The 25,623-nt window shown below is 71.1% G+C and carries 25 protein-coding genes; 12 read left to right on the top strand and 13 right to left on the bottom strand.

From position 1 onward, the window contains the following. Positions 1–2 precede the first annotated feature (2 nt). The 5 genes from ACGFNV_RS20815 to ACGFNV_RS20835 form a co-directional block, all read right to left on the bottom strand. Positions 3–1,004 carry a TerC/Alx family metal homeostasis membrane protein gene (locus ACGFNV_RS20815; RefSeq protein WP_393624421.1) on the bottom strand — a complete coding sequence of 334 codons (1,002 nt, stop codon included), beginning with the start codon at positions 1,002–1,004 and terminating at the stop codon, positions 3–5. A gap of 289 nt (positions 1,005–1,293) precedes the next feature. Next, positions 1,294–3,363: a TerD family protein gene (locus ACGFNV_RS20820; protein WP_393624423.1), complete on the bottom strand. Its 2,070-nt coding sequence runs from the start codon at positions 3,361–3,363 to the stop codon at positions 1,294–1,296. Between the two features lie 53 nt (positions 3,364–3,416). Next, positions 3,417–3,995 carry a TerD family protein gene (locus tag ACGFNV_RS20825; protein ID WP_393624425.1) on the bottom strand — a complete coding sequence of 193 codons (579 nt, stop codon included), beginning with the start codon at positions 3,993–3,995 and terminating at the stop codon, positions 3,417–3,419. Between the two features lie 156 nt (positions 3,996–4,151). Continuing rightward, positions 4,152–6,296, bottom strand: a complete 2,145-nt coding sequence (gene uvrB, locus ACGFNV_RS20830) for an excinuclease ABC subunit UvrB (RefSeq protein ID WP_393624427.1) — start codon at positions 6,294–6,296, stop codon at positions 4,152–4,154. Positions 6,297–6,336: 40 nt separating this feature from the next. Then, complete coding sequence (locus tag ACGFNV_RS20835; protein ID WP_393624429.1) at positions 6,337–7,203, bottom strand: MHYT domain-containing protein; 867 nt, start codon at positions 7,201–7,203, stop codon at positions 6,337–6,339. 280 nt (positions 7,204–7,483) lie between these two features. Here ACGFNV_RS20835 and ACGFNV_RS20840 point away from each other — a divergent pair, with 280 nt between their 5' ends. The 4 genes from ACGFNV_RS20840 to ACGFNV_RS20855 all read left to right on the top strand — a co-directional run bounded on the left by ACGFNV_RS20840 (position 7,484) and on the right by ACGFNV_RS20855 (position 10,960). Beyond that, a complete protein-coding gene (locus tag ACGFNV_RS20840) occupies positions 7,484–8,359 on the top strand; it encodes a glycerophosphodiester phosphodiesterase (protein ID WP_393624431.1) in 876 nt (291 codons plus the stop codon). Between the two features lie 101 nt (positions 8,360–8,460). After that, positions 8,461–9,015 (top strand): methylated-DNA--[protein]-cysteine S-methyltransferase, encoded by a 555-nt coding sequence (locus ACGFNV_RS20845; protein ID WP_393624433.1) that lies wholly within the window; start codon positions 8,461–8,463, stop codon positions 9,013–9,015. A gap of 128 nt (positions 9,016–9,143) precedes the next feature. Further along, entirely contained in the window at positions 9,144–10,049 is a 906-nt protein-coding gene (locus ACGFNV_RS20850; RefSeq protein WP_393624724.1) for a pseudouridine-5'-phosphate glycosidase, read from the top strand. Then, positions 10,046–10,960, top strand: coding sequence for a carbohydrate kinase family protein (locus ACGFNV_RS20855; RefSeq protein WP_393624435.1), 915 nt, complete (start codon positions 10,046–10,048; stop codon positions 10,958–10,960). Before ACGFNV_RS20850 ends, ACGFNV_RS20855 begins: the two co-directional genes overlap by 4 nt. A 130-nt stretch (positions 10,961–11,090) precedes the next feature. Here the strand turns inward: ACGFNV_RS20855 and ACGFNV_RS20860 are convergent, their stop codons facing one another. After that, positions 11,091–11,882 (bottom strand): methyltransferase, encoded by a 792-nt coding sequence (locus ACGFNV_RS20860; protein WP_393624436.1) that lies wholly within the window; start codon positions 11,880–11,882, stop codon positions 11,091–11,093. A gap of 217 nt (positions 11,883–12,099) precedes the next feature. On the opposite strand from ACGFNV_RS20860, the gene ACGFNV_RS20865 reads away from it, so the two are divergent. Further along, entirely contained in the window at positions 12,100–13,227 is a 1,128-nt protein-coding gene (locus tag ACGFNV_RS20865; protein ID WP_393624438.1) for a magnesium and cobalt transport protein CorA, read from the top strand. A gap of 22 nt (positions 13,228–13,249) precedes the next feature. Here the strand turns inward: ACGFNV_RS20865 and ACGFNV_RS20870 are convergent, their stop codons facing one another. Both ACGFNV_RS20870 and ACGFNV_RS20875 read right to left on the bottom strand, forming a co-directional pair. Next, positions 13,250–13,678, bottom strand: coding sequence for a CBS domain-containing protein (locus ACGFNV_RS20870; RefSeq protein WP_393624440.1), 429 nt, complete (start codon positions 13,676–13,678; stop codon positions 13,250–13,252). Between the two features lie 352 nt (positions 13,679–14,030). Then, a complete protein-coding gene (locus ACGFNV_RS20875; protein ID WP_393624442.1) occupies positions 14,031–14,690 on the bottom strand; it encodes a uridine kinase in 660 nt (219 codons plus the stop codon). A gap of 66 nt (positions 14,691–14,756) precedes the next feature. Here ACGFNV_RS20875 and ACGFNV_RS20880 point away from each other — a divergent pair, with 66 nt between their 5' ends. The 3 genes from ACGFNV_RS20880 (at position 14,757) to ACGFNV_RS20890 (ending at position 17,761) form a co-directional block, all read left to right on the top strand. Then, positions 14,757–15,458: a DUF2293 domain-containing protein gene (locus tag ACGFNV_RS20880; RefSeq protein WP_393624443.1), complete on the top strand. Its 702-nt coding sequence runs from the start codon at positions 14,757–14,759 to the stop codon at positions 15,456–15,458. A 172-nt stretch (positions 15,459–15,630) separates the two neighbouring features. Next, on the top strand, positions 15,631–16,110 hold the full coding sequence (locus ACGFNV_RS20885) for a DUF1772 domain-containing protein (RefSeq protein ID WP_393624444.1): 480 nt from the start codon (positions 15,631–15,633) through the stop codon (positions 16,108–16,110). A gap of 163 nt (positions 16,111–16,273) precedes the next feature. Further along, positions 16,274–17,761, top strand: coding sequence for a glutamate synthase subunit beta (locus ACGFNV_RS20890; RefSeq protein WP_393624445.1), 1,488 nt, complete (start codon positions 16,274–16,276; stop codon positions 17,759–17,761). A gap of 21 nt (positions 17,762–17,782) precedes the next feature. Here the strand turns inward: ACGFNV_RS20890 and ACGFNV_RS20895 are convergent, their stop codons facing one another. Further along, positions 17,783–18,256, bottom strand: a complete 474-nt coding sequence (locus ACGFNV_RS20895) for a carboxymuconolactone decarboxylase family protein (RefSeq protein WP_393624446.1) — start codon at positions 18,254–18,256, stop codon at positions 17,783–17,785. A 46-nt stretch (positions 18,257–18,302) separates the two neighbouring features. On the opposite strand from ACGFNV_RS20895, the gene ACGFNV_RS20900 reads away from it, so the two are divergent. Further along, entirely contained in the window at positions 18,303–19,712 is a 1,410-nt protein-coding gene (locus ACGFNV_RS20900) for a PLP-dependent aminotransferase family protein (RefSeq protein WP_393624447.1), read from the top strand. 40 nt (positions 19,713–19,752) lie between these two features. On the opposite strand, the gene ACGFNV_RS20905 is transcribed toward ACGFNV_RS20900, so the two are convergent. From ACGFNV_RS20905 to ACGFNV_RS20915, 3 genes are all read right to left on the bottom strand, one after another. Then, the gene (locus tag ACGFNV_RS20905; RefSeq protein WP_393624448.1) at positions 19,753–20,565 is read right to left on the bottom strand and encodes an SAM-dependent methyltransferase; all 813 of its coding nucleotides are present in this window, start codon (positions 20,563–20,565) and stop codon (positions 19,753–19,755) included. A 78-nt stretch (positions 20,566–20,643) separates the two neighbouring features. Then, complete coding sequence (locus ACGFNV_RS20910) at positions 20,644–20,898, bottom strand: DUF397 domain-containing protein (RefSeq protein WP_133930593.1); 255 nt, start codon at positions 20,896–20,898, stop codon at positions 20,644–20,646. Then, complete coding sequence (locus ACGFNV_RS20915; RefSeq protein WP_393624449.1) at positions 20,899–21,759, bottom strand: helix-turn-helix transcriptional regulator; 861 nt, start codon at positions 21,757–21,759, stop codon at positions 20,899–20,901. 269 nt (positions 21,760–22,028) lie between these two features. Between ACGFNV_RS20915 and ACGFNV_RS20920 the strand changes: the two genes are divergently transcribed. From ACGFNV_RS20920 to ACGFNV_RS20930, 3 genes are all read left to right on the top strand, one after another. Then, positions 22,029–22,757: an ATP-binding protein gene (locus tag ACGFNV_RS20920; protein WP_393624450.1), complete on the top strand. Its 729-nt coding sequence runs from the start codon at positions 22,029–22,031 to the stop codon at positions 22,755–22,757. 32 nt (positions 22,758–22,789) lie between these two features. Beyond that, positions 22,790–23,191, top strand: coding sequence for a hypothetical protein (locus ACGFNV_RS20925; protein ID WP_393624451.1), 402 nt, complete (start codon positions 22,790–22,792; stop codon positions 23,189–23,191). Positions 23,192–23,443: 252 nt separating this feature from the next. Next, positions 23,444–25,327 (top strand): ABC transporter ATP-binding protein, encoded by a 1,884-nt coding sequence (locus tag ACGFNV_RS20930; protein WP_393624725.1) that lies wholly within the window; start codon positions 23,444–23,446, stop codon positions 25,325–25,327. A 6-nt stretch (positions 25,328–25,333) separates the two neighbouring features. On the opposite strand, the gene ACGFNV_RS20935 is transcribed toward ACGFNV_RS20930, so the two are convergent. After that, positions 25,334–25,516, bottom strand: a complete 183-nt coding sequence (locus tag ACGFNV_RS20935; RefSeq protein ID WP_393624452.1) for a hypothetical protein — start codon at positions 25,514–25,516, stop codon at positions 25,334–25,336. Between the last annotated feature and the right edge of the window lie 107 nt (positions 25,517–25,623).

Raw genomic sequence — 25,623 nt, forward strand, 5'->3', positions numbered from 1 at the left:
GCTCAGACGTCGATGCTGTCCTTCGGAGCGCCTTCGCTCCCCGACTGCGCCGCCTCGGCCTCCGCCTGCTTCTTGGAGGCCCTGAGGCTGGTGATCGTGGTGACGACGAGGACACCGCAGATCACGCCGAGCGAGACGGGGATGCTGATCTCCGGGACGTGGACCCCGGACTCGTGCAGCGCGTGCAGCACCAGCTTGACGCCGATGAAGCCCAGGATGATCGACAGGCCGTACGACAGGTGGACCAGCTTCCTCAGCAGGCCACCTATGAGGAAGTACAGCTGCCTGAGGCCCATGAGCGCGAAGGCGTTGGCGGTGAACACGATGTACGGGTCCTGGGTGAGACCGAAGATCGCGGGGATGGAGTCGAGCGCGAACAGGACGTCGGTGGTGCCGATCGCCAGCATCACGACCAGCATCGGGGTCATGACCCGCTTGCCGTTCTCCTGGATCCACAGCTTGGTGCCGTGGTAGCGGTCGGCGACACCGAAGCGGCGCTCGGCGGCCTTGAGCAGCTTGTTCTCGTCCCAGTCCTCATCCTCCTCGTCGGCCCGGGCCTCCTGGATGAGCTTCCAGGCGGTCCAGATCAGGAAGGCGCCGAAGAGGTAGAACACCCACGAGAAGCTGGCGAGGATCGCGGCGCCCGCGGCGATGAAGATCGCTCGCAGGACCAGGGCTATGAGGACACCGACGAGCAGGACTCGCTGCTGGTACTGCGACGGGACCGCGAACTTCGCCATGATCAGGACGAAGACGAAGAGGTTGTCGACGCTCAGCGACTTCTCGGTGATGAAGCCCGCGAAGAACTCGCCGGCGGGCTGGCCGCCGCCGAAGACGAGCAGGCCGAGTCCGAAGAGTCCGGCGAGAGCGATCCAGACGACCGTCCAGATGCCGGCTTCCTTGATCGACACGTCGTGCGGTTTGCGGCCGATGAAGAAGTCGACCGCGATGAGGGCGGCAAGGCCCACGATGGTCAGGACCCACAGGGTCAGGGAAACATCCACTGCGCCTCCGGCAGTACGTAACGGCAGGTAATCAGCGTCGTCGCGCTGCCGGAGGTCTCTTCCACCCCGGACTCCCGGGCGCTGGAAGCGCCGGGACTCCACGGGCCGACGCCCCGGGATCTGGCCTGATCCGTATTGACGGGTACGCCGCAGCAGATAGGGAGTACTCCCCTCCGTACGGAAAACAGTACCCCAATCACCAAAGAAAGGTAAAGGGGTGAGTAAAAGAAACACCAAACATCGAGGTCAGAGCCGCTTTACGAGTGCTTGGTGAAGGTGGGGGAAGCCGTCACTGGTTCCATGGGCGGCGGGCTGCGGCGACCTGGTTGAGCACGTGCTGGAGGACCTGGCTGCCCGGCGGCACGAGCGAGGGTTCGTACGTCCAGGTGTGACCCACCCAGGGGTCGGCGAGGTGGTCGTCGGCGACCGGGGTGAGCCGTAGCAGCGAGCGCCACAGCGGATCCAGCAACGGACCGTAACCGGAAGCGTCCTCTCGGTCGGCGACCATCATCAGGTGGACACCGACGGCCGGGCCCTCGTCCGCGAGGTAGCGCAGCTGGGTCACGGCACGGTCGTCGAAGCCGTGCGGGAAGTCGTTGACGACCAGCAGCTGCTGCGAGGTGTCGAACCCGGGCGGGAGCGAGTCGGCGGCACCGCCGCGGACCGCCATCTGCACCAGGTCGACGCGCTGTGTGAGCCGAGCGAGGACATCCACCACCCCTGCGGCCCCGACGGCGGGCGGGCCCGCGAGGACGCCGGACTGCACCAGCGGCACCAGTGTCTGCGCCCCGGAACCGGCCGGGTCGGCGACATGCACCGTGAACTCGCCGGCGGGGTGCGCCGCGAGCAGCCGGGCGACGTGCGCCACCGCCGTCTCCATGGCCAGGCGGCGCAGGTCGTGGGAGTCGGTGAACGAGCCGTCGGACGATCCGGTCCGTCCGCTGTCTATCCACAGACCACGTTCCAACGGCAGCCGGACCAGCATCGGGATGCGCAGCCGTTCGGCCTCGGGCAGATGGAGCTCGCCGAGGCGCAGGGCCATGGGCATCTCCATCGGGACGCGGTAACCGTGCCAGACGGGGTTGTCCCAGCCGGCGTACGCGGGCGGCAGCGCGGGTTCGACGACCTCGGCCTCCGCGGTGAGCTGGGCGATGTCCCGGTCCAGGACCTGCTGGGCCTGGTCGACGAGCTGGGCGTGCTTGGCGTGGGCCGCCTCGCGGGCGGCGTCGCCCTGTCCTCCGATCCGGCTGCGCGGGTCGGACAGGACCTGGTCGAGCTCCTTCTCCATGCGGGAGTCGGCGAAGTCGACGGCGCTGCGGTAGGCGGCCGTGGTGCGGGCCAGGTCCTCGAACATGCCCCACACCTGGTTGTAGAGCCGCTCCTCCATGGTCCAGCCGGTCGCGTCACCGGCGACGGGCCGCGCGGGCTGTCCTGGCGGGGTGGGAGGTGCCGTGGGCGGAGGCGGCGGAGGCGTGTTCTGGCGGCGCGGGTGACTGTAGTCGATCGAGCCGCCGGCGGTGGGCGTGGGCGCCTGGCCGCTCGTCGCGGGGTCCGTGGGGGAAGCGCCTGTGGGGTAATCCGCCGGGGTTCCCGGGGTGTCCTGTCCCGGGGCACCGTAGGGCGAGCCGCCCTGTCCCGGAGCCGTGTAGGGAGAGCCGCCCTGATCCGGAGACGTGTAGGGCGAGCCCCCTTGGTCCTGGGTCGCGTAGGGCGAGCCGTTCTGGTCGGGGCCGAGTGCCGGTGCGGCAGCCTGCCGGGAGCGGTCGCCGTCGGCCGTACGCGGCGGGGGTGCCGCGACCGAGCGGGCCGCGCCCCGGGCGACCGCCTCGTTGATGCCGCTCGCGAGCTGTTGGGCCTGCGGAACACCCTGGTCCGCGAAGAGCTCGGCGAGGCCACCGGCGTAGCCCTGGCCCACGGCGCGCACCTTCCACGCGCCCTGCCGACGGTAGAGCTCCAGCGCGACGACCGCCGACTCGGCGTCGAGGCCGGTGATGGTGTAGTTGGCGACCTCGGTGCCGTCCGGTGCGGTGACGGCGAGGAAGGGGGCGGCCACCGATGCGAAGGTGGCAGGCCCGCCGACACCGGTGGGCAGGGCGAGCAGCACGGTGACACGGTGGACGGCTTCCGGCACGGCGTCCAGGTCCACCGCGAGCCGGTGGTCGGCTGCCGCCTGCCGGGAGACCTCGATCCCGGGCAGGGTGGGTGCGCCGGGGTGCGCCACCCACTCGACGCCGTGGACCTTGCCCTGCTCGTCGCCGAGCGTGGCGCCGGCCACGATCGGCTTGCCGGCCGAGACCCGGATCTCGAGGCGGGCCTGGGAGAGCGGGTGATTCTGCCCCCGCACCAGCTCGGCCGTCATCGCCTTTCGTCCCCCTGTGTCGTTGTGAAGTCGTGTACTGCTCGCCGGGCGTCCTACAGGTGCGGCAGGATCGCCGGCATCAGGTCCTGGAAGGTGCGGCCGTTGGCCGGGGTGCCGAGGGCCGTCATCGTCCAGCCCGGGCCCGTCCGGTGCACCTTCGCCATGATCTGGGCCGTGTAGGCGCCGCCGCCCGCGAGCGTGTACCGGGCGAGCTCCTGGCCGTTGGTCTCGTCGACCAGGCGGCAGAACGCGTTCTGCACCTCCTGGAAGGTCTGGCCCGTGAAGGAGTTCACGGTGAAGACGATCTGGTCGATGTGGACCGGGACGCGCTGCAGGTCGACGAGGATCGCCTCGTCGTCGCCGCCCTGGCCGACACCGCCGACGAGGTTGTCGCCCGTGTGGCGCACGGAGCCGTCGTCGCTCACGAGGTGGCGGAAGAACACGACGTCGACCGGCTGCTTGTCCGCGAACAGGACGGCCGAGGCGTCGAGGTCGATCTCCCGCGTGCGCGAGCCGAACAGACCGCGCCGCGGAGCCGCCTGCCAGCCGAGACCCATGCGCACCGCGGTCAGGCTGCCCCCGTCGTTCTTCTGCAGACTGATGGCCTGACCCTTGGTCATGTTGACGGTCACGCGCTGATTCCCCTCTCGAGCTGTCCCCTGTTGCCGCGAAGAGCCGCGGTTGACCAGAACACTACGCAGGGGCACTGACAGTGCCGTACCCAGGCCCGCACTTTGTGTCGGGTTTGCAACACAGCGCGCTACGCCTGGGTCCGGCGGGACGGAAGGTCAGGCCAGGCCCGCCTCCTTCATCTGGCGCAGCTCCTTCTTCATTTCGGAGACCTCGTCGCGCAACCGGGCGGCGATCTCGAACTGGAGGTCGGCGGCCGCTGCGCGCATGCGCTCCGTCAGCTCCTCGATCTGCTCGGCGAGTTCGGCCGCGGGGCGGTCGGTCGGCACGGTCTCCTTGGCCTTGCCCTTGGCGGCCTTCGCCTTCGTGCCCTTGGCCGCCTTGTCGCCCAGGGCGGGCACCGGGGCCTTGGTGCCGCGGCCGTCCTTCTTCGCGCGGTAGCCCGTGCCGAGCAGCTGCTCGGTGTCGACGTCCTCGCGGGCGATCTGCGAGACGATGTCGTTGATCTTCTTGCGGAGGGGCTGTGGGTCGATGCCCTTCGCCTTGTTGTAGGCGACCTGCTTCTCGCGGCGGCGGTTGGTCTCCTCGATGGCCCGCTCCATGCCAGGGGTGATCTTGTCGGCGTACATGTGGACCTGACCGGAGACGTTGCGCGCCGCGCGGCCGATGGTCTGGATCAGCGAGGTGCCGGAGCGCAGGAAGCCCTCCTTGTCGGCGTCGAGGATCGCGACCAGAGACACCTCGGGCAGGTCGAGGCCCTCCCGCAGGAGGTTGATGCCGACCAGGACGTCGAACTCGCCGGCGCGCAGTTCGCGCAGCAGCTCGACGCGGCGCAGCGTGTCGACGTCGCTGTGCAGGTAGCGCACCTGGATGCCGAGTTCGAGGAAGTAGTCCGTGAGGTCCTCGGCCATCTTCTTGGTGAGCGTGGTGACCAGGACGCGTTCGTCCTTCTCGACCCGCGTGCGGATCTCGTGCACCAGGTCGTCGATCTGGCCCTCGGTGGGCTTGACGACGACCTCCGGGTCGACGAGGCCGGTGGGGCGGATGATCTGCTCGACGACGCCGTCCCCGCGCGAGAGCTCGTACTTTCCGGGCGTCGCCGACAGATACACGGTCTGCCCGATGCGCTCCTGGAACTCCTCCCACTTCAGCGGACGGTTGTCGAGGGCGGAGGGCAGACGGAAGCCGTGATCGACGAGGGTGCGCTTGCGGGAGGCGTCACCTTCGTACATGGCGCCGATCTGCGGAACGGTGACGTGGGACTCGTCGATGACGAGCAGGAAGTCGTCCGGGAAGTAGTCGAGCAGGGTGTTCGGCGGAGAGCCGGGCGAGCGGCCGTCGAAGTGCATCGAGTAGTTCTCGACGCCGGAGCAGGATCCGATCTGGCGGAGCATCTCGATGTCGTACGTCGTGCGCATCCGCAGGCGCTGGGCCTCCAGGAGCTTGCCCTGCTTCTCCAGCTCGGCAAGGCGCTCGCCGAGTTCCTTCTCGATGTCATTGACGGCCCGCTCCAGACGCTCGGGGCCGGCGACGTAGTGGGAGGCCGGGAACACGTACAGGTGCTCGTCGTCGCTGATGATCTCGCCGGTGAGCGGGTGGAGCGTCGACAGGGCCTCGATCTCGTCGCCGAACATCTCGATGCGGACGGCGAGCTCCTCGTAGACCGGGAAGATCTCGATGGTGTCGCCGCGGACGCGGAAGGTGCCGCGGGTGAACGCCATGTCGTTGCGCGTGTACTGGATGTCGACGAAGCGGCGCAGCAGATCGTCCCGGTCGATCTCGTCGCCGACCCGCAGGGGGACCATGCGGTCCACGTACTCCTGCGGGGTACCGAGGCCGTAGATGCAGGAGACGGAGGCGACCACGACGACGTCACGGCGGGTGAGCAGGGAGTTCGTCGCGGAGTGGCGCAGGCGTTCGACCTCCTCGTTGATCGAGGAGTCCTTCTCGATGTAGGTGTCCGACTGCGGGACGTACGCCTCGGGCTGGTAGTAGTCGTAGTACGAGACGAAGTACTCGACGGCGTTGTTCGGCAGCAGCTCGCGGAACTCGTTCGCCAGCTGGGCGGCCAGCGTCTTGTTCGGCGCCATCACGAGGGTGGGGCGCTGGAGCTTCTCGATCATCCACGCGGTGGTGGCGGACTTGCCGGTGCCGGTCGCGCCGAGGAGGACGACGTCCTTTTCACCGGCCTCGATGCGCCGGGCCAGATCGGCGATCGCCGTCGGCTGGTCGCCGCTGGGCTGGTAGGGGCTGACGACCTCGAAGGGCGCCACCGTGCGTTCGATGTGGGAAACGGGCCGCATGGGATCCACCGTACGACCCGGCACTGACAACCGGGTCCGGTCAGCGGTTCTGCGGGGTGCGGGACTCCCGGTGGCCGACCTTGTTGCGGGGACGCAGGGGGACACGTCGGGCGGTGTGGTGGAAGGGGGTGTGCGCCGGTACGCCCGGCTTGTGCTCGACAGGGGTCCAGTTCGGCTTGCCCACGACCATCAGCGGGTCGCGCAGCACCACCACGCCCGCGAGACAGAGGAAGGCGAGCGGACCGACCAGCATCGGCGCGAGCAGACCGGCGGGCGAGTCCGCCGCGCCCGGTCCGCCCGTGGCATGGACGTGGACGCTCAGGGCGGCCATGCCCGTGTAGTGCATACCGCTGACGGCCAGCCCCATGACGAGGCTCGCCCCCACGCTCCACAGGAACCCTCTGACCTGCCCGGCCGCCCACAGGGCGGCGGTGGCCGCCACCATCGCGATGACGACGGAGGCGGCGACGGTGAGGGTGTTGTACTGCAGCGTTCCGTTCAGGCGCATGCCGGCCATGCCGAGGTAGTGCATCGAGGCGATGCCCAGACCGGTGATGGTGCCCCCGGTGAACAGGGCCGTTCCCGACGCGCCCTTGTAGCCGACGATGAAGATCCCCACGCCCACCATCACGATGGCGACGCCGAGGCTGGCGTAGGTCAACGGCTTGTCGTAGTGGATCGGCGCCCCTTCGACGGTGAAGCCCATCATCGCGACGAAGTGCATGGTCCAGATGCCCGAGCCGATCGCGGCGGAGGCGAGAGCCAGCCACGCGGGGCGCCAGGAGTGGGTGACCAGCAGGGCCCGTGTGGTGCAGCGCAGGCCGAGCGCACCGCCGAGGCAGGCCATGAGATAGGCCACCAGCGGTGTGACGAGGCCATAGCTGAATCCGTCGACCGTGCCCTGCATACGCGGTTGCCCTTCCGCCCTGTTGTGTTCCGGAAATCCCTGGAATGCGTCCCCTGCCAGGACCGCACGAGCGGCCAGGGTTGACGAGAGAGAGTATGACCCCCACCGGAATGGTCGAACGATTTTCCGGCAAAGAAACACGTCCTTGCCGCACATGTGCGGCACCAGTGTGCGGGCTTGGGAAACTCCGTTCCTTCTGTGGCCATCCCGTACCCCTCCGCCGTTGACTCTCTGCTGTCACAGTTGAGCTGTCCGTGATCATCAGACGCGAGGAGTACGCATGCACGCGCGCGCAGTTGCGGCCACGACCACCGCGCTCCTGGGTACCGCCGCCCTCCTGCTCCCCGCCCCCCACGCCCGGGCGGGCATCGCCACACGGCCCACCGTCATCGCACACCGGGGCGCTTCCGCGCTCGCCCCCGAGAACACGCTGGCCGCCGTCGACAAGGCGGCCGAGCTGGGCATCGGGTGGGTGGAGAACGACGTCCAGCGCACCAGGGACGGCGCACTCGTGGTGATCCACGACGACAGCCTGCGGCGCACCACAAATGTGGAGGAGATGTTCCCGAACCGTGCCCCCTGGAAGGTGAAGGACTTCACGACCGCCGAGATCGCGCGCCTCGACGCGGGCAGCTGGTTCGGCCCCGCGTACGCGGGCACGCGCGTGCCGACGCTCGAGCAGTACGTGGACCGTGTCGAGCGGCACCACCAGAGGCTGCTCCTGGAGATCAAGAACCCCGAGCTGTATCCGGGCATCGAGCTACAGACCCTCAAGCTGCTCGGTAACGAGGGCTGGCTCGACCGGCGGCACCTCGCCGAGCGGCTGATCGTCCAGAGCTTCAGCGCGGACAGTGTGCGCACCGTCCACGCGCTGAAGCCCGGCGTCAAGACCGGCTTCCTCGGTACGCCGGCGATGGCCGACCTGCCGGGCTACGCCGAGTTCGCCGATCAGGTCAATCCCTCGTACAGTTCCATCTCCCGGGGGTACGTCTCCGCCGTCCACGCGTTCACGGGACCGCACGGCCGGCCGGTGGAGGTCTTCACCTGGACCGTCAACGACGCGGACACCGCCCGGGCCGTCGCCGGGTACGGTGTCGACGGCATCATCACCAACAAGCCCGACGTGGTGCGGGAGGCGCTGACACCCGGGTTCTGACCCGCTCCGGCCGCGAGGCGGTGACCGCTCGGGTCCTCGGCGCCGGGGCACCCCTGTCCGGGTGTCCGGGCGTTGTCAGTGGCGGGTCGTACGGTGGGCGCATGGACAGCCATGGGCAGTACGAGCAGCAGGTCGTGTGGACCGTCGTCGGCACCGACATCGGCCCGCTGTTGCTGGCCGCGACCCGCGAGGGTCTGGTCAACGTCGTCTTCCACGCGACGGACGCCGTGCGCGACAAGGCGCTGGAACGGCTCGCGTCCCGGCTGGGCACCGAGCCCGTCGAGGCGCCCGGCTCCCCGTTGCTGGCCGAGGCGATACGTCAGGTCGAGGCGTACTTCGCCGGGCGGCGGCGTGACTTCGAGCTGCCGCTGGACTGGTCGCTGATCTCCGGCTTCAACCGGGAGGTGCTGCGCGAGCTGGCCTCCGGCGTCCCGTGCGGGGCGGTCGTCGGCTACGGCGAGCTGGCCGCCCGGGTGGGCCAGCCGGGCGCCGCCCAGGCCGTGGGCGTGGCCATGGGCTCCAACCCGCTGCCGGTCGTCGTGCCCTGCCATCGGGTCGTGGAGAGCGACGGCGGCATCGGCGGTTTCGGTGGGGGGCTGGAGACCAAGCGGAAGCTGCTCGCCCTCGAGGGGGTCCTGCCCGAGCCGCTGTTCTGAGGAAGCTGCGCCGATGCGCCGGTCATGCATGGCGCACTGGTGTCCTCCCCCACAGGTCGCACGTGTTTGACCGGGTGTGCCGCTCGCCAGAGATGAGGGTGGACCGACGGACAGGAGGCAGGCGCGTGGTGCTGGTGGTGTCGGAAGAGGTGCGGGAGGCGCTTGACGCGCGTCGCCCCGTGGTGGCCCTGGAGTCCACGATCATCGCGCACGGGCTGCCGCGCCCGCGCAACCTGCAGGTGGCAAAGGAGCTGGAGGCGGCCGTACGGCAGGAGGGCGCCGTGCCGGCGACCATCGCCGTGTTGGACGGGCGTCCCCATGTCGGCCTGGACAAGGAGCAGTTGGAGCGGGTCGCCAACGAGGACGGCATCCGCAAGCTGGGCCATCGCGACCTGCCGCTCGCGGTGGCCTCCGGGGCGAGCGGGGCGACCACGGTGTCGGCGACCGCGCTGCTGGCGGCGCTGGCGGGAGTCCGGGTGTTCGCGACCGGCGGGCTCGGCGGGGTGCACCGGGAGTGGACGGTGACGCAGGACGAGTCGGCCGACCTGGGCCTCCTCGCGCGGACGCGGATCACGGTGGTGTGCGCGGGCGTGAAGTCGATCCTGGACGTGCCGGCGACCCTGCAGCGGCTGGAGACGCTGGGCGTCGCGGTGGCCGGCTACGGCACGGACCGCTTCCCCGGCTTCTATCTGTCCGACTCCGGGCATCCCGTGGAGTGGACGCTGGACACGCCGCGGCAGGTGGCGGAGGTGATGCGGGCACAGGACACGTTGAGAGTCCCGGAGTCGGCGTTGATCGTCGCCAACCCGGTTCCCGAGGAGGAGCAGCTGGATCCCGAGCTGCACGCGCGTGTGCTCGCCGACGCGCTGCACGCGTGCGAGGCGGAGGGGGTCACCGGCCAGGCGGTCACACCGTTCCTGCTGGACTACCTGGTGCGGCACACCGACGGTGCCTCACTGAGCGCCAACCTGGCGGCGGTACGGGGCAACGTTCGGCTGGCGGGTCGGATCGCGGCGGCCTGGGCCGGGGCATGACCGTGCCGCGGGACGGTGCGCTGCTGGTCGTCGGGGACGTGGTCACGGATGTCGTCGCCCGGCACCGGGGGCCACTCGCCCCCGGCACCGACACCGCCGCCGCCGTGCGGATACTGCCGGGTGGCGCGGGCGCCAATGTGGCGTGCTGGGCGGCGCACCGGGGGTGTGCGGACGTGCGCCTGCTCGGCCGGGTGGGCGGTGACAGCGCGGCGTGGCACGAGCGGGAGCTGGCCGCCTGCGGGGTGCGTCCCCTTCTGGTCGTCGACGCGGAGGCGCCGACCGGGACGGTGGTCTGCCTCGTCGACACGGACGCCTCGGCCGAGCGGACGTTCCTCACGGACAGCGGCGCGTCCTTGCGGCTCGAGCCCCGCGACTGGTCGGAGGCCTTGCTCGACGGGGTCGTCCGGCTGCACCTGTCGGGTTACCTGCTGTTCTCCGCCACGGGCCGGGCGGTGGTGGCGGAGGCGCTGGCGTCGGCCCGCGCGCGTGGGGTGCCGGTGAGTCTGGATCCGGCCTCGGCGGGTTTTCTGGTGGGGCTGGGCGTCGATCGTTTCCTGGCGCTCGTCGACGGGGTGGACGTCCTGCTGCCCAGCCGCGACGAGGCGTGTCTGCTGACGGGGTTGCCGGACGCGGCGGACGCCGCGGCCAAGCTCAGTCGCCACATTCCGCTGGTCGTCGCCAAACAGGGCGCGGACGGTGCGCTGGTGGCCCGCGACGGCGCCGTACTCGCCCGAGTCCCTGCCCGGCCGGCGACTCCCCGGGACACCACGGGAGCCGGCGACGCCTTCACAGGGGCGTTCCTCGCCGCGCTCCTCGCGGGGGCCGAGCCACAGGACGCGGCGGCGGAGGGGTGCCGAGCGGGGGCACGCGCGGTGGAGCGGGTCGGCGGCCGACCGCCCTCGGCGAGGTAGCGCCGCACGTCCTCACCGGGTGGCGACGACACCACTCACCGGCGTCACAGCACACTCACCGCCGCTCACGGCGCACACTCACCGGCGTCGCGCAGCCCCCACCGCCACAGTCACCGCCACTGCAACACACTCACTTCCGCCCCCACGCGGAGATCATCGGTGCCGTGGCCAGGTCCATGGTGCCGGACGCCACGTTCGCGAGATGGCGGTTGATGTCCTCGTCGGTGGCGAGTCCGGCGGCGACGAGGTCGTCGCGGATCTGACGGATCGTGGCGGACTCCAGGGCGGCGCAGGCGGGCGAGGCGACGGGGAAGTACGCCTCGCCCGTGACGTCGCGCAGCCCGGCCTCGCGCAGCAGACGCGGAAGCCTGCGGCCGTACGCCAGGTCGGCGCCGCGGTCGGCGAGCAGTCGGCGGAAGCCCTGCCGCAGCCGGTTGGCCAGCTGCTGCTCGGGGCCGTACTCGTCGGGGCAGGTCAGGGGCTGCAGGGCGGGGTCGGCGTCCTCGATCAGGAGCCGTCCGCCTGGGCGGAGGGCCTCGACCATGGACCGCAACGCCCGGTCCCGGTCGGGTACATGGACCAGGACGAGCCGGGCGTGCACCAGGTCGAAGCCCTCCCCCGGCGGCTCCTGCGCGCCGACGTCGTGGACGCGCACCTCGACCGGCGGCCGGGCGGCGGGGGTCAGCCGGGAGGTGTCGATGTCGGTCGCGACGACCTTGCCGGTCGGCCCGACCTTCTTGGCGAGCCAGGACACCACCGAGGTGCCGCCGGCGCCGACCTCCCAGCAACGCCAGCCGGAGCCGATACCGAATCCCTCGATGTGCCGGAACGTCGTGGGGTCGAAGAGGGAGGCGAAGGCGTCGAAGCGCTCCGCCGCCTCGGCCTGCCCGTTGTCGAGGAGGTACCCGTCGGTTCGCGTCATGCCGCGATCATCCCAGTTGCTCGGCTTGTCCGGCACGGCCGACGCTCCGGCACGACTGGGCGGTCGCACCGGATGACCGAAAGCCCGTCGTCCACAGCCGGGAACAAAGCGGAACATTCCGTTTCCACAGCCTTACCCGGCACCTACGTCGACCTGGCAAACTGGCGCGTCAAGGCGCAGGAATGCGGTGCGGGGAGATCCACGCAAGGAGATCCAGATGTCCATGGCAGGGAATCTGCGGAAGGTCACCGGCCTCGACAGGGTCGGTGGCCTCCGCAAGGTGGCACGGCTGGCCCGGCGGCGCCCGCGTGTCGACCTGAGCCACCCGGCCCGGTCCCCGCTGGGCTCCTCGGTCGTGAACTGTGTGGCCTACCGGGACGGAGTCCGGGCCCCGGCGGTCGGCGATCTGGTCGACACCGTCGAACGGGTGCGCAAGGGCGGTGACGGTTTCGTGTGGCTCGGTCTTCACGAACCCACGAACGCCGAGTTCGCGGGCATCGCCGAGCTCTTCGAGCTGCATCCGCTGGCTGTCGAGGACGCCGTCGAGGCCCATCAGCGCCCGAAGGTGGAGCGGTACGGCGAAACGCTGTTCGCGGTGTTCAAGACGGTCTGCTACGTGGAGCACGAGGAGCTCACCGCGACCAGCGAGGTGGTGAACACCGGCGAGATCATGGTGTTCGTGGGCCGCGACTTCGCGATCACGGTGCGCCACGGCCGGCACGGCTCGCTGGGTCCGCTGCGCGAGGAACTGGAGTCGGATCCGGCGCAGCTCGCCAAGGGCCCGGCGGCGGTGCTGCACGCGATCGCGGACCATGTGGTCGACGACTATCTCGATGTCATCGACGCGGTGCAGGCGGACATCGACCAGGTCGAGACGGATGTCTTCGCGGAGAACGGCGCCCGGGCCGACCCTGGCCGTATCTACCAGCTCAAGCGCGAACTGCTGGAGCTGAAGCGGGCCGTGGTGCCGCTCGGTCGTCCGCTGCGGGAGCTGGCGGAGCGGCCGACCCGGGTGGTCGAGCCGGAGATACAGGCGTACTTCCGTGACGTCTCCGACCACCTGCTGCGGGCCACGGAGCAGATCGCCTCCTTCGACGAGTTGCTGAACTCGATCCTTCAGGCGCATCTGGCCCAGGTCACGGTCGCGCAGAACGAGGACATGCGGAAGATCACGGCGTGGGCCGCGATCGTCGCCGTGCCGACGATGGTGTGCGGGGTGTACGGCATGAACTTCGACCACATGCCGGAGCTCCACTGGCGGTACGGCTACGGCATGGTCCTCGCCCTCATATCCGTCGCGTGCCTGGTGCTGTATCGCGGCTTCCGTCGCAACGGCTGGCTCTGACCCGTCCCGCCCGGGTCCGGGGTCAGTGCGGGGCAGTCCTCGCGTAGACGCTCTCGGCCCAGGCGCCGATCTGGTCCTCCGTCAGGTGCTGGGCCAGGTCGGACTCGCTGATCATGCCGACCAGCCGTTTGTCCTCGATGACGGGGAGCCGACGGATCTGGTGCTCCTGCATCTCGTGGAGCACCTCGCTGACGTCGGCGCCGGCGTCGATCCAGCGGGGCGTGCCCTGCGCCAGTTCACCGGCGGTCGTCTTGGCGGGGTCGTGCCCCAGCGCGACGCAGCCGACGACGATGTCGCGGTCGGTGAGGATGCCGCAGAGCCGTTCGTTCTGGTCGCTGATCGGCAGGGCTCCCACGTTCAGGTCACGCATGAGCTGGGCGGCACGGTCCAGGGTTTCGTGGGCGGGGATCCACTGGGCGCCGCGGTGCATGATGTCTCGGGCGGTGGTCATGGGATACCTCCGGTGCCGGACGGCCGGCGCGGCGCGGACGCACCGCTGGTCCCGTTGCCCTTCATTCTTGCCGCCCCCGCGGTCCGACGCACCCCGGGCCCGGCGGGGTCGGGGGCGTCGCGCGGCCACCGCCGTCAGGCCGCGAAACCCACGATCCTCCGCGGCACGACACGGATGATCACGGGGACCTCGTCGTCCTTCTCGAGGATCTCGGCGGTGCCGCGGATCTCGACGGAGGTGTAGGGGTTGACGAGGTCGAGACAGAGAGGCTGATGCGGGGGTCGCGGCGGAGGTTGCGCACCTTCTGGCGTCCGTCGACGGAGGAGATGAGCACGGTAGTGGTTTCCGGGATTCAGCCCGACGCCCCGGGCAGGCCGCTCCACGCCGGATGGCGGGGATCGTCGGCGCGCACCAGGACGTCGGCCGTGTCGGCGGGGTCGGTCTCCTGTTCGTAGCGCTCAAAGGCGGGGAGGGTCCAGTGGTCGTTCTCGGGGGTACGGCGGCGCAGGGCGCCCGGGGAGAGGAGGACGTGCACGGTGAGGTCGAAGGGGAACCAGTGGCGCAGCAGGAGGGGGCCGTGCAGGAGCAGGAAGCCGCCGGGCGGGAGGGGGACGTAGGGGCTGCGGGTGGCGCGGTCGGAGTCGGGGTCCCAGAAGTCGGGCAGGATCCGCCCGTCGCCGCCGGGTTCGAGGGGGCCGAACACCTCGCGCCACAGGGCGCCGGTGTCGAACCAGCCGTTGTAGTAGGCCTCCACGTCCTGGTGGCCGTACTCCAGGCGGAGCGAGGCGGGACGCAGGAAGCCGTGTGTGTCGACGGTCTGCGAGGGGCGTCCGCGCAGGCGCAGGGCGTCGGCGACCCGTGCGGCCAGGTCTCCGGGGCGGGCCGTCGGAGCGCCGTCGAAGGCGACGCGCGGCCAGGGGCTGCCGTCGTCCGGCTTCAGGTCGAGCAGCCGCTCGGCGAGGAGGTCGCCGAGCCGGTCCCAGGTGATCGCTTCGAGTCGCACACGGCCCATGATGCGTCAGCCGCTGGCCGCACCGTTCGGGGGTTCGCTTCCGGGCCCGCCGAGAATGAACCCCTCATGGCAGCCGTCGCTCCTCCCCCGCCCCGCACCGGACTTCTCGCCATCCAGCCGATCAGGAGGAAACACTGCGCCGAGTGCCGCCGGGGTCCGCTGCGGCTGCTTCTGCTGGAGGACGGTGCGCCCCGGTGCCTCGACTGCGCCGATCTCGGCCACCTGGTGTTCCTGCCGCGCGGGGACACGGCGCTGACGCGCAGATCGCGGGAGGAGAGCACGCTGTCGGCGGTGGTCGTCCGGTTCAACCGGCGCAAGGGGCGCTACGAGCGGCAGGGCGTCCTCGTCGAGGAGGCGGGGCTGGCGCGGGCCGAGGAGCGGTGCCTGGAGGACGCGGAGGCCCGTCGCCGGCGACGGGCGAGAGACGCGCGGCGGCGGGCGGCGCAGGACGCGCGGTTCGCGGAGGTGTTCGCGGCGGAGATACGGCGGCTGCTTCCCGGTTGCCCGGAGGACCGGGCCCGGGCGATCGCCGCGCACGCCTCGGTGCGGGGCAGCGGGCGGGTCGGCCGTAGCGCGGCCGGGCGGGCGCTGACCGAGATGGCGGTGGTGTCGGCGGTCGTGGCTTCCGTACGGCACCTGGACACGCCGTACGACCAGCTCCTGATGAGCGGGCTGCCGCGGCACGAGGCGCGGCGGCGGATCGCGGCGGGAGTGGAGGCCGTGCTGCGGGGATGGGGATGGGAGAAGGAGATCGGCGGCGCCGGGTGAGACCCACCGGAGGCCGCCGGCGGGGTAAGTACGACAATCCTGGACGCGCGCGTGTGCCCGCGCGGTCCTCGGCCATGGTCGCCGCGCCCGTGCCGGGATGCACTGGTCGTACGGGTGGCGGTGAGAGGTGTTGCGGAATGGATCTCGGCTCGACGTGGGAGTTGACGCTGACATGAGCGATGAACCGTATGGCGTGCTGGCGCTGCTGGGCGTGCTCGGGACCGGGCTGGTGGCCGGGGTCTTCTGCGCCTTCTCCACCTTCGTGATGAGAGGGCTCGCGGCACTGCCGACCGCGCAGGGCGTCGCCGCGATGAACGCGATCAACCGGGCCGCCCTGAAACCGGCGTTCATGATCGTCTTCATCGGCTCGGCGGGGCTGTGCGCGGTGACCGCGGTGGTGACCTTCGTGCTGTGGCCGGACGGCAGAGCGGTGGAGCTGCTGCTGGGCAGCGCGTTGTACCTGGTCGGCGCGTTCGGGGTGACCATCGTCGGCAACGTGCCGCGCAACGACATGCTCATGAAGCTGGACCCGGGCACCGCCGAGGCGGCCGCCTACTGGCCCTCGTACGTCCGCCAGTGGACGGTGTGGAACCACGTCCGTACGGTCGCCTCGGCGGCCGCCGCCCTGTCGTACGCGCTGGCGCTCAGCTGAGGCCGGAACCCGACGGGGAGCCGTGGCCCGCCAAGGGGGGAAAGCGCTGTCCCGGAAGGTGACCGGCCTCCTGCGCCCAGGGCCAATGGGACGTATCGTGGCCGAAGAGTGCCGCCCGACGACGCTCGGCAGTCCGTCGTACCCGTACGCAAGGAAGACGGCCATGGCCGATCCCAAGGGATTCATGACGACACCGCGCCAGGACTGGCCCCGTCGGCCGGTCGAGGAGCGGGTCCGGGACTGGGACGAGGTCTACGTCCCGGGGGCGCTGTTGCCCATCATCAGCAAACAGGCCGACCGGTGCATGGACTGCGGCGTCCCGTTCTGCCACGAGGCCTGCCCACTCGGCAATCTGATCCCCGAGTGGAACGACCTGGTGTCCCGGGAGGACTGGCGCGCGGCGAGCGACCGGCTGCACGCCACGAACAACTTCCCCGAGTTCACCGGGAGGTTGTGTCCGGCGCCGTGCGAGGCGGGGTGTGTCCTCGCGATCAACCAGCCCGCCGTCACCATCAAGAACGTCGAGTGCGCGATCGCCGACCGTGCCTGGGAGGACGGGTTCGTGCCGCCGCGGCCGCCGGACCGCCTCTCGGGGCGGACCGTCGCGGTCGTCGGGTCGGGGCCGACGGGGCTCGCGGCGGCGCAGCAGCTGACCCGCGCGGGCCACACCGTCGCCGTGTACGAGAAGGACGACCGGCTCGGCGGGCTGATGCGGTACGGCATCCCCGAGTTCAAGATGGAGAAGCGGCATCTCGAACGGCGGATCGAGCAGATGCGCGCGGAGGGGACCAAGTTCCGCACGTCGACGGCGGTCGGGCGGGATGTCGGGGCCGCCGAGCTGCGGGCACGGTACGACGCCGTGGTGATCGCCACCGGGGCGACGGCGTGGCGGGAACTTCCCGTGCCGGGCCGGGAGTTGTCCGGGATACACCAGGCGATGGAGTATCTGCCGCTGTCCAACCGGGTCCGCGAGGGAGACCTGGCGGTCTCGCCGATGTCGGCCGCCGGGAAGCACGTCGTCATCGTGGGCGGCGGCGACACCGGGGCGGACTGCCTGGGGACGGCGGTGCGGGAGGGCGCCGCGTCCGTGACCCAGCTGGACATCTACGCCCAGCCGGGCGCGGAGCGCGACGAGGACGCGGAGCCCTGGCCGACGTATCCGAAGATCTACCGGCTGTCGGCCGCTCACGAGGAGGCCGGGGATCTGCGGACCGCCCCGGCGGCGGACGCGGACGCGCGGTTGTTCGCGGCGTCCACGCTCCGCTTCACCGGCGACGGGGACGGGCATGTGCGGTCGCTGCACCTGGTCGAGGTGGACGCGGGTCGGCGGCCGAAGCCGGGTACGGCGCGTGCGCTCCCCGTCGATCTCGTGCTGCTCGCCCTGGGCTTCTCGGGGCCCGACCGCGCGGACGGGCTCATCGATCAGCTGGGGCTCGAAATGGAACCGCGCGGCACGATCACGCGGGACGCCGACTTCGCGACGAACGTGCCGGGGGTGTTCGTCGCCGGGGACGCCGGGCGCGGTCAGTCGCTGATCGTGTGGGCGATCGCGGAGGGGCGTGCCGTGGCGGCGGCGGTCGACCGTCATCTGACGGGGAGTTCGCGACTGCCGGCGCCGATATCGCCGTACGACCGGCCGATGGCTGTATGAGAAGAGGGTGCCGCCTGGCGGTCAGTGGCGGTCGTCCGTGCCCGCCACCTTCGCCGTGGCCAGGGCCACACGGTTCCAGGTGTTGATCGCGAAGATCACGGCCAGCACCTGGGCCAGCTCTTCCTCGTCGAACTGCGCCGCCGCCCGGGCGTAGACGTCGTCCGGGACGCCGTCGTCCGCCACGAGGGTGACCGCCTCCGTCAGGGCGAGGGCGGCCTGCTCCCTCTCGGTGAAGAAGTGCCGGGCCTCGCGCCAGACGGCGACCATGTGCAGCCGGTCCTCGCTCTCGCCCGCCTTGCGCGCGTCGTTGGTGTGCATGTGCAGGCAGTACGCGCAGTGGTTGAGGTGCGAGGCACGGATCTGGATCAGTTCGACGAGGGCCGGGTCGAGGCCCTGGCGGGCGGCGGCGTCGAATCCGATCAGGGCGCGGAAGGCCTTGGGGGCGCTTCTCGCGAAGTCGAAACGGGTCTGTACCGGCATCTGTGTGGTCGTCATGTGTTCACCCTAGGGGCGCGAAAGACCACCTGTAGGGTGCTTTCCAATGACGGATTCATGGGTCAATTCGGCGGAGCGCATCGGCACCGACCTGCATCTGGAGCTGGACGGGCCGGGAGGCCGACGGGCCGCGCTCATCCGGGCGTTGCGCGACGCCGTGCGCAATGGACGGCTCGCTCCCGGCACCCGGCTGCCGCCCTACCGCTCGCTCGCCGCCGACCTGGGCGTCGCCCGCAACACGGTGGCGGACGCCTACGCGGAACTCGTGGCCGAGGGCTGGCTCACCGCCCGTCAGGGCTCGGGCACCCGGGTCGCCGAGCGCGCCGAGCCGCTGCGCCCGCCCGCGCGCGTTCCCAAGACACCTCCCCACGCGCGTGCGCCACGGCACGACCTGCGCCAGGGCACCCCGGACGCGTCGTCGTTCCCGCGCTCTGCCTGGGCCACCTCCTACCGGCGGGCCCTCCAGCAGGCGCCCAACCAGGCGTTCGGGCCCGGCGACCCCGCCGGCCGCGTCGAGCTGCGCGAGGCCCTCACGGAGTACCTGGCACGCGCGCGTGGCGTACGCACGGAGCCGGGCCGGATCATCATCTGCTCCGGCTTCGCGCACGCGCTGCGCCTGCTGTTCGGGGGCCGGGTGCTGCGCGGCCCGCTGGCTGTGGAGGCGTACGGGCTGGACTTCCACCGGGAACTGCTCACGGAGGCGGGCGCACGGACCGTACCCCTCCCCCTGGACGAGCACGGGGCGCGGGTCGAACGGTTGGAGCGCGAGCGGGCCGTCCTGCTCACGCCGGCACACCAGTTCCCCACCGGCGGCCCGCTGCACGCCACCCGCAGGTCCGCCGTGATCGACTGGGCACGCGCGCGTGACGGGGTGATCCTCGAGGACGACTACGACGGCGAGTTCCGCTACGACCGCAAGCCCGTCGGCGCGCTCCAGGGCCTCGACCCCGAGCGGGTGATCCACATCGGCTCCGTCAGCAAGAGCCTGTCACCGGCGCTGCGCCTCGGTTGGATGGTCCTGCCGGAGCGGTACGTCGCCGGCGTCCTCGCGGCCAAGGGCGACCGGGAGGCCTGGGCGAGCGCCCTGGACCAGTTGAGCCTCGCGGACTTCGTCGTCTCCGGCTCGTACGACCGTCATGTGCGGCGCATGCGCCAGCGGTACCGGGGCCGCCGGGACCGGCTCGTCGCGGCGCTCGCCGAGCGGGCGCCGCACATCGAGGTCACCGGGGTCGCCGCCGGCCTGCACGCGGTGCTCCGGCTGCCGCCGGGCACCGAGCGGTCCGCCGTCAAGGCGGCCACTTGGCAGGGCATCGCCCTGGACGGCCTCGCCGCGTTCCGCCACCCGGAGACGGACATGGCGGTGCGCGACGGGCTGGTGGTGGGGTACGCCACGCCGTCGGAACACGCGTACGCGGCGGCACTCGACGCGCTGTGCGCGGTGCTGCCGCCGCGATAGCCGTACAGGGACGACAGGAGGGCTGGGGAGGCCCTACGGCCTACGCCTTGCGCGCCACCGCCCCGTACCCCGGAATCACCCCGTCGTCCTGCCCCGGAACCGGCTCGCCGAGCTCCGGATGCCACGCGTGGACCACGGCGACGCCGGGCTCGACCAGTTCGAGCCCGTCGAAGAAGCGGCCGAACTCCTCGCGGGAGCGCAGCGCCAGGGTGACGCCCGCGGCCTTCAGCTTCTGAGTCGCCGCGGCCGACTCCTCCGGCGTGAAGTCGGCGGTCGCGTGGGTCATCATCAGATAGCTGCCGGACGGGAGTTCGGACAGCAGCCGGTCGACGAGTTCGTGCGCTCCGTCCTCGTCGGAGACGAAGTGCAGCAGCGCGACCAGGGAGAGGGCCACGGGCTGGGAGAAGTCCAGGATTTTCCGGGCCCCCTCCATGACGCCGGCCGGCTCCCGCACATCGGCCTGGAGGTACTCGGTGACACCTTCGGGCGTGCTGCGCAGCAGGGCAGCCGCGTGGGCCAGCACGATCGGGTCGTTGTCGCAGTAGACGACGCGGGCGTCGGGCGCGACCTGCTGGGCGACCTGGTGGAGGTTCGGCTCGGTCGGGATGCCCGTGCCGACGTCCAGGAACTGCCGTACGCCGTTCTGGGCCAGCCAGCGTGTGGCCCGGTGCATGAAGGCGCGGTTGACTCGTGCCATGACGGGCACGCGCGGGTCGAGGGCGAGCATCTGCCGGCCCATCGCCTCGTCGACGGGGTAGTTGTCCTTGCCGCCGAGATACCAGTCGTACATCCGTGCGGGATGCGGTCTCGTCGTGTCGATCTCGACGGCCGCGTTCGGGTCCAGCCCGGTCATGAAGCACTCCGTAAGACACAAAGGGTGATCAATTCAGCACCACGATAAGGAAGTTAAGAAAAAAGAGCGTCAACCAGGTCAGGACAACAGGAAGTCCGCCTTTCCCGCCTTCGCTCCTTCGATGAAGGCGATCATCTCGTCGGTGGTGTAGATCAGCGCCGGACCGTCCGGGTCGGTGGACTGCCGGACGGCGATCCTGCCGTCGGCGAGCTTCATCGCCTCCAGGCAGTTGCCGCCGTTGCCGCCGCTCCACGGCTTGTGCCAGCCTTCGCTGCCCAAGTCACGCGCGGGCATGCCGTTGTAGACCTGTTTGCGCGGCTTGATGCGATCCATTCACAGCTCCTTGCGGAGATCCCGAAGGATCTCCTTCGTGCGATGTGCAGTAGCGGCCTGCGCCGCCATGCGGTCCATGACCTCGAGGTGGGTCGCCACCTCGGTACGCCCGTCCAGGTAGACGGCGCCGGTCAGGTACTCGCTGTAGACCATGTCCGGAAGTTCGGGCATGGCGAATCGGAACAGCACGAAGGGCCCGTACGTGCCGGGGTGCGGCCCGTTGGCGAACGGGGCGACCTGCACGGTCACGTTGGGCAGCTTCGTGGCGTCGAGCAGTTTGTCGATCTGGCTACGCATCACCTCCGGGCCGCCGACGGGGCGGCGCAGCACGGTTTCGTCCATCACGACCCAGAGCCGGGGCGCGTCCTGACGGGTGAGCAGTTCCTGGCGTTGCATGCGCAGCGCGACGAGGCCCTCGATGTCCTCCGGACGGGTCTGGCCGATGGCCCCGGAGGCCAGCACCCCGCGGGCGTAGCCCTCGGTCTGCAACAGGCCCGGTACGAAGTGGGGTTCGTACTGGCGGATGAGGGCGGCCGCCCCTTCGAGGCTGACGTGCATCGAGAACCAGCCGGGCAGGACGTCGTGGAACCGCTGCCACCAGCCGGGCTGGTTGGCCTCCTCGGCGAGCTGGACGAAGGCGTCGGCCTCCTGGTCGGAGACGCCGTACGACTTCAGCAGCAGCTGGAGGTAGGGGATTTTGAGCGCGACCTCGGCCATCTCCATGCGTCGGACCGTCGCGGGCGCGACGCGGAGGATGCGGGCGGCCTCCTCGCGCTTGAGCCCTGCGCGCTCCCGCAGATCCAACAGGCGTCGACCGAGGACGACCTGTCCGACCGTCGGCGCGGACCGCGGTTCGCTCACGCTCCACCTCCACGAAGAGCCCTGACAGCCCGGCTGCACCGGGGCGTTGGGGCCCGGTCGGTCCGGCGGCGAAGAATCGACAAAGACTGCCTGACAGCCATACGGCGCCATTCGAAGATCCGTTCGAAGATCCCTGCGGATCTCCGGTGATCCCAACTGGCGCCGCGTCACATGCTGTTGCGAGCAGTGTGCCACGGCCGTCCACAGCGTCACACAGCACTCTGCATTTTTCAGAGTGACACTTGCCAAGTGTTCACGGCGGGGCGATAGTGGCAAGCGTGATTCCGTCCGCGCCCTTAGGAACAGACGCCGCCGCAGGCCGCCCCCTCGGTCTCGGTGCCGCCCCGGCGATGAGCCCCGAAAGGGCTGCCGCCGAGCGCCGGTTCCGTTTCGAGCTGGCCGCACACCCGGGTTCTCCCGCGCAGGCCAGACGCCTGACGAGGGCCCGGCTGACGGGCTGGTCGGTGTGCGAGGACACCTGCGACACGGCCGCCCTGGTCGTCACCGAACTGGTCACCAACGCGATCGTGCACACCGCGAGCAACGTCGTCGTCTGTGAGCTTCACGACGGTGACGACGTGGTGCGCATAGCCGTGCGTGACGAGGGCTGCGCTCCGGGTGAGCCCCACCCGTCCCCGCAGCGGCCCGAGGAGGAGCACGGGAGGGGACTGCTCCTCGTCGACGCCCTCTGTCACGCCTGGGGCGCCCAGGAGCACGGACCGGGACTGCTGGTCTGGGCGGAGCTGCCGCGCACGGCCGACACCGCCGAGGACGCCACCCTCGGCCACTGCGCCGACGTCATGCTCGATGCCTGTGCCGACGTCATGTCCGACACGGACCGTGATCACGAGGAACCCCGCGACGACCTGGGCTGGGGCACCCGCCCGAAGCCCGGCGGCCCCACGGACGGCTCGGGCGAGGAGACCGACCCGGCCCGGCAGGCGCACCACGGGACGGGGACGGCCGTGGTCCCCCAGCGGCAGCGGGGCCGCGTGTGAGCGTCGCATCCGGTCGGGGTCTCGTCCTCAGCATGGACACGCTGATACGGACGACACGCGTGCTGCGCCCCGCCGAGAGCGTCCGCAGACTCGCCCTCCCCGACGACATGACGGCCCCGCTGGGCTGCGACGCGGTCGCGGTACCGGCCCACTTCGGCCCACTGGTGATGCCCCGGCTGCCCCGCGTGGGATGTGTGTACGCCGACGAGGCGCACTGGTGGTGGATCGTTCCCTCGGATTCCGACCACGCCCTGGAGTGGCCGGCCCCCGCCCGGTACGCGACCGGCGCGGTCGTCCCCGACTCCCCGCACCCTCCTGGTCTCATCCACCGACCGGACGGCACGGTTCCGTACACCCCGCCGATCCCCCTCTATCTGACGGTGTGCCGCCTGACGGGGACGACACCGGCCTGGTCGCGCCCGGTCAGCGCGTAGGTCTTCCGCCGGAGTCCCCGGTCAGCGCGTAGGCCCTCTCGCGCAGTCCCGCAGTGAGCCCCGACGCCGGGCGCACGCCCGCGCGCTCGCCGGGAACCGACTCGCGCTCTGCCCCGACCCGGCACGCCCCCGCGATAGTGGCCGTTCGTCCACGATCGGGGGAGGCCGACGGTGCGCAAGAAAGGCCAGGCGGACAAGCCGGAGGTGTCCGAGTCGGAACGGCTCCTCTTCGGAGGGCCGCTGCGCTACGACATGGGCTGGAACCAGCACGCGGAAGCGTTCCTGGAGCTGAACTTCCGCGCCATGATCACCAGCCTGCCCGCGCTGCTCACGTCCAGCTTCCGGCTCGCCTGGCAGGCGGACCGCCGGGCCGCGCGGGTCGTCCTGGCGGCCGAGGCGGGCCGGGGGGCGGCGCAGGCGGTGAGCCTGCTCGCGGTGAACAGCGTCCTCGGCCGGCTGATGACCGGCGGCTCGATCGAGGCCCGGCTGCGCGAGGCCGTCCCCGCGCTGGTCACGGTGGCCGCCGTGACGCTGGTCGAGACGCTGCTGCGCGCCGCGTCGACGTACGCCACTGGACGCCTGGAGCCCAAGGTGGAGCGCGTGGCCACGGAGCGGTACCTGGAGCGGGCGGCGGCGGTGGAGCTGTCGGCGATCGAGGACCACGCCTTCCACAAGCTGCTGGACACCGCGCAGTACGGCGCCTCCTCCGCCCGGCGCATGATCGCGCACGGGACCCGGTTGGTGAACGCGATGATCTCGCTGGTCGCGGCCGCGAGCGTGCTGACCGTGCTGCACCCGGCGCTGCTACCGCTGCTCGTGACGATGACGCTGCCGAGCGCGTGGAGCGCTCTGACGAACGCCCGGCGCCGTTACGAGTCCTTCCACACCTGGGTGCAGCACGCCCGCGCCGGCTATCTCCTCAGCGGTCTGCTCACCGAACCGGCGGCCGCCCCGGAGATCCGGCTGCACGGGGTCGGCCCGTTCCTGTTGCGCCACTTCCGTGCCATGTCGGAGACGGCGGAGGCGGAGCAGGCCCGGCTGTCCCGGCTCGCGGCCCGTACGGGACTGATCGCGGCGGCCTGGACGGGCCTCGCGACCGTGGCGACGTACGCCACGCTCGGCGGGCTGCTGCTGGCGGGCGCGATGGCGCTGTCGGTGGCGGGCACGGCCGTGATCGCGATCCGTACCGGTTCCGGCAGCCTGGACAGCCTCGTCCTGGAGGTGAACCAGTTGCACGAGGAGGCCCTGTTCGTGGGTGACCTGCAGCGGCTGTGCGAGGAGGCGGCCGAGCGGGCCATCCCCGTCGGAGGGGACGCGCTGCCCGAGGAGCCGCAGGAGATCCGCTTCGAGAAAGTCTCCTTCAGCTATCCGGGGGACGCCGCCCGTCCCGCGCTCGACGACGTGTCCCTCACCCTTCCCCTGGGCCGGATCATCGCGCTCGTCGGCGAGAACGGCTCGGGCAAGACGACCCTGGTGAAGCTGCTCGCCGGGCTGTACACGCCGGACCGGGGGCGGATCCTGTGGGACGACGTGGACGCGGCGACCGCGGACCGGCAGCAGCTGGCCGAGCGCATCGCGATGGTGGCGCAGGACTTCAAGCGCTGGCCGTTCACGGCCCGGGTGAACATCGCGGTGGGCCGCTCCTCGGCGCCGCTGACGGAGGAACGCCTGGCCGTCGCCGTCGAGGAGGCGGGGGCGCAGGAGGTGGTCGCGGATCTGCCGCGCGGCCTCGACACCCTGCTCGCCCGCCACTTCAGCGGCGGGCACGAGCTGTCCGGCGGCCAGTGGCAGCGGCTCGGCATCGCCCGCGCCGCCTACCGGCGCGGGCGCATCCTGATCGTTGACGAGCCGACGGCGGCCCTGGACGCGCGGGCCGAGCTGGAGGTGTTCGAGAAGATCCGCGCCCTGGCCGGCACCGGCCAGACGGTCGTGCTGATCACGCACCGGCTGGCGTCCGTGCGCCACGCCGACCTGGTGCACGTCCTCGACCAGGGCCGGCTCGTGGAGTCGGGGACACCCGACGAGCTGCTCGCCACGGGGGGTGTCTACGCGGAGCTGTACTCGCTCCAGGCCGAGCAGTTCTCCACGAAGCTGCCCGCCGCTCGGAACGCCTCGGACACGGCGAAGGCGGGCTGACGCGCGTCAGGCCACGACATCGCCCACTCCGTCGCCGCGGACGATCACCAGGAACGTGTCCGTCGCGAGGTCCATGACGACCTCGGCGGCCAGTCCCTCCAGTCGCCGTGCCTGCGCGAACTCCTCCGCCGGCCACGATCCCCGCGGCCCTCCTGCGGGAAAGCGTTCGATCACTGTTCGCCCGTTCACCACCCTGCACCTCCAGACGCGTCGTACTTGTAGGAGTTAACGCCTTGGGAGGGGGAAACGGCTCGCTCGGTGACGCTACTGAGACGTAGTTGACACCCGTTCACCGC

It is taken from the genome of Streptomyces sp. NPDC048751, from assembly GCF_043198595.1.
GTDB lineage: Bacteria > Actinomycetota > Actinomycetes > Streptomycetales > Streptomycetaceae > Streptomyces.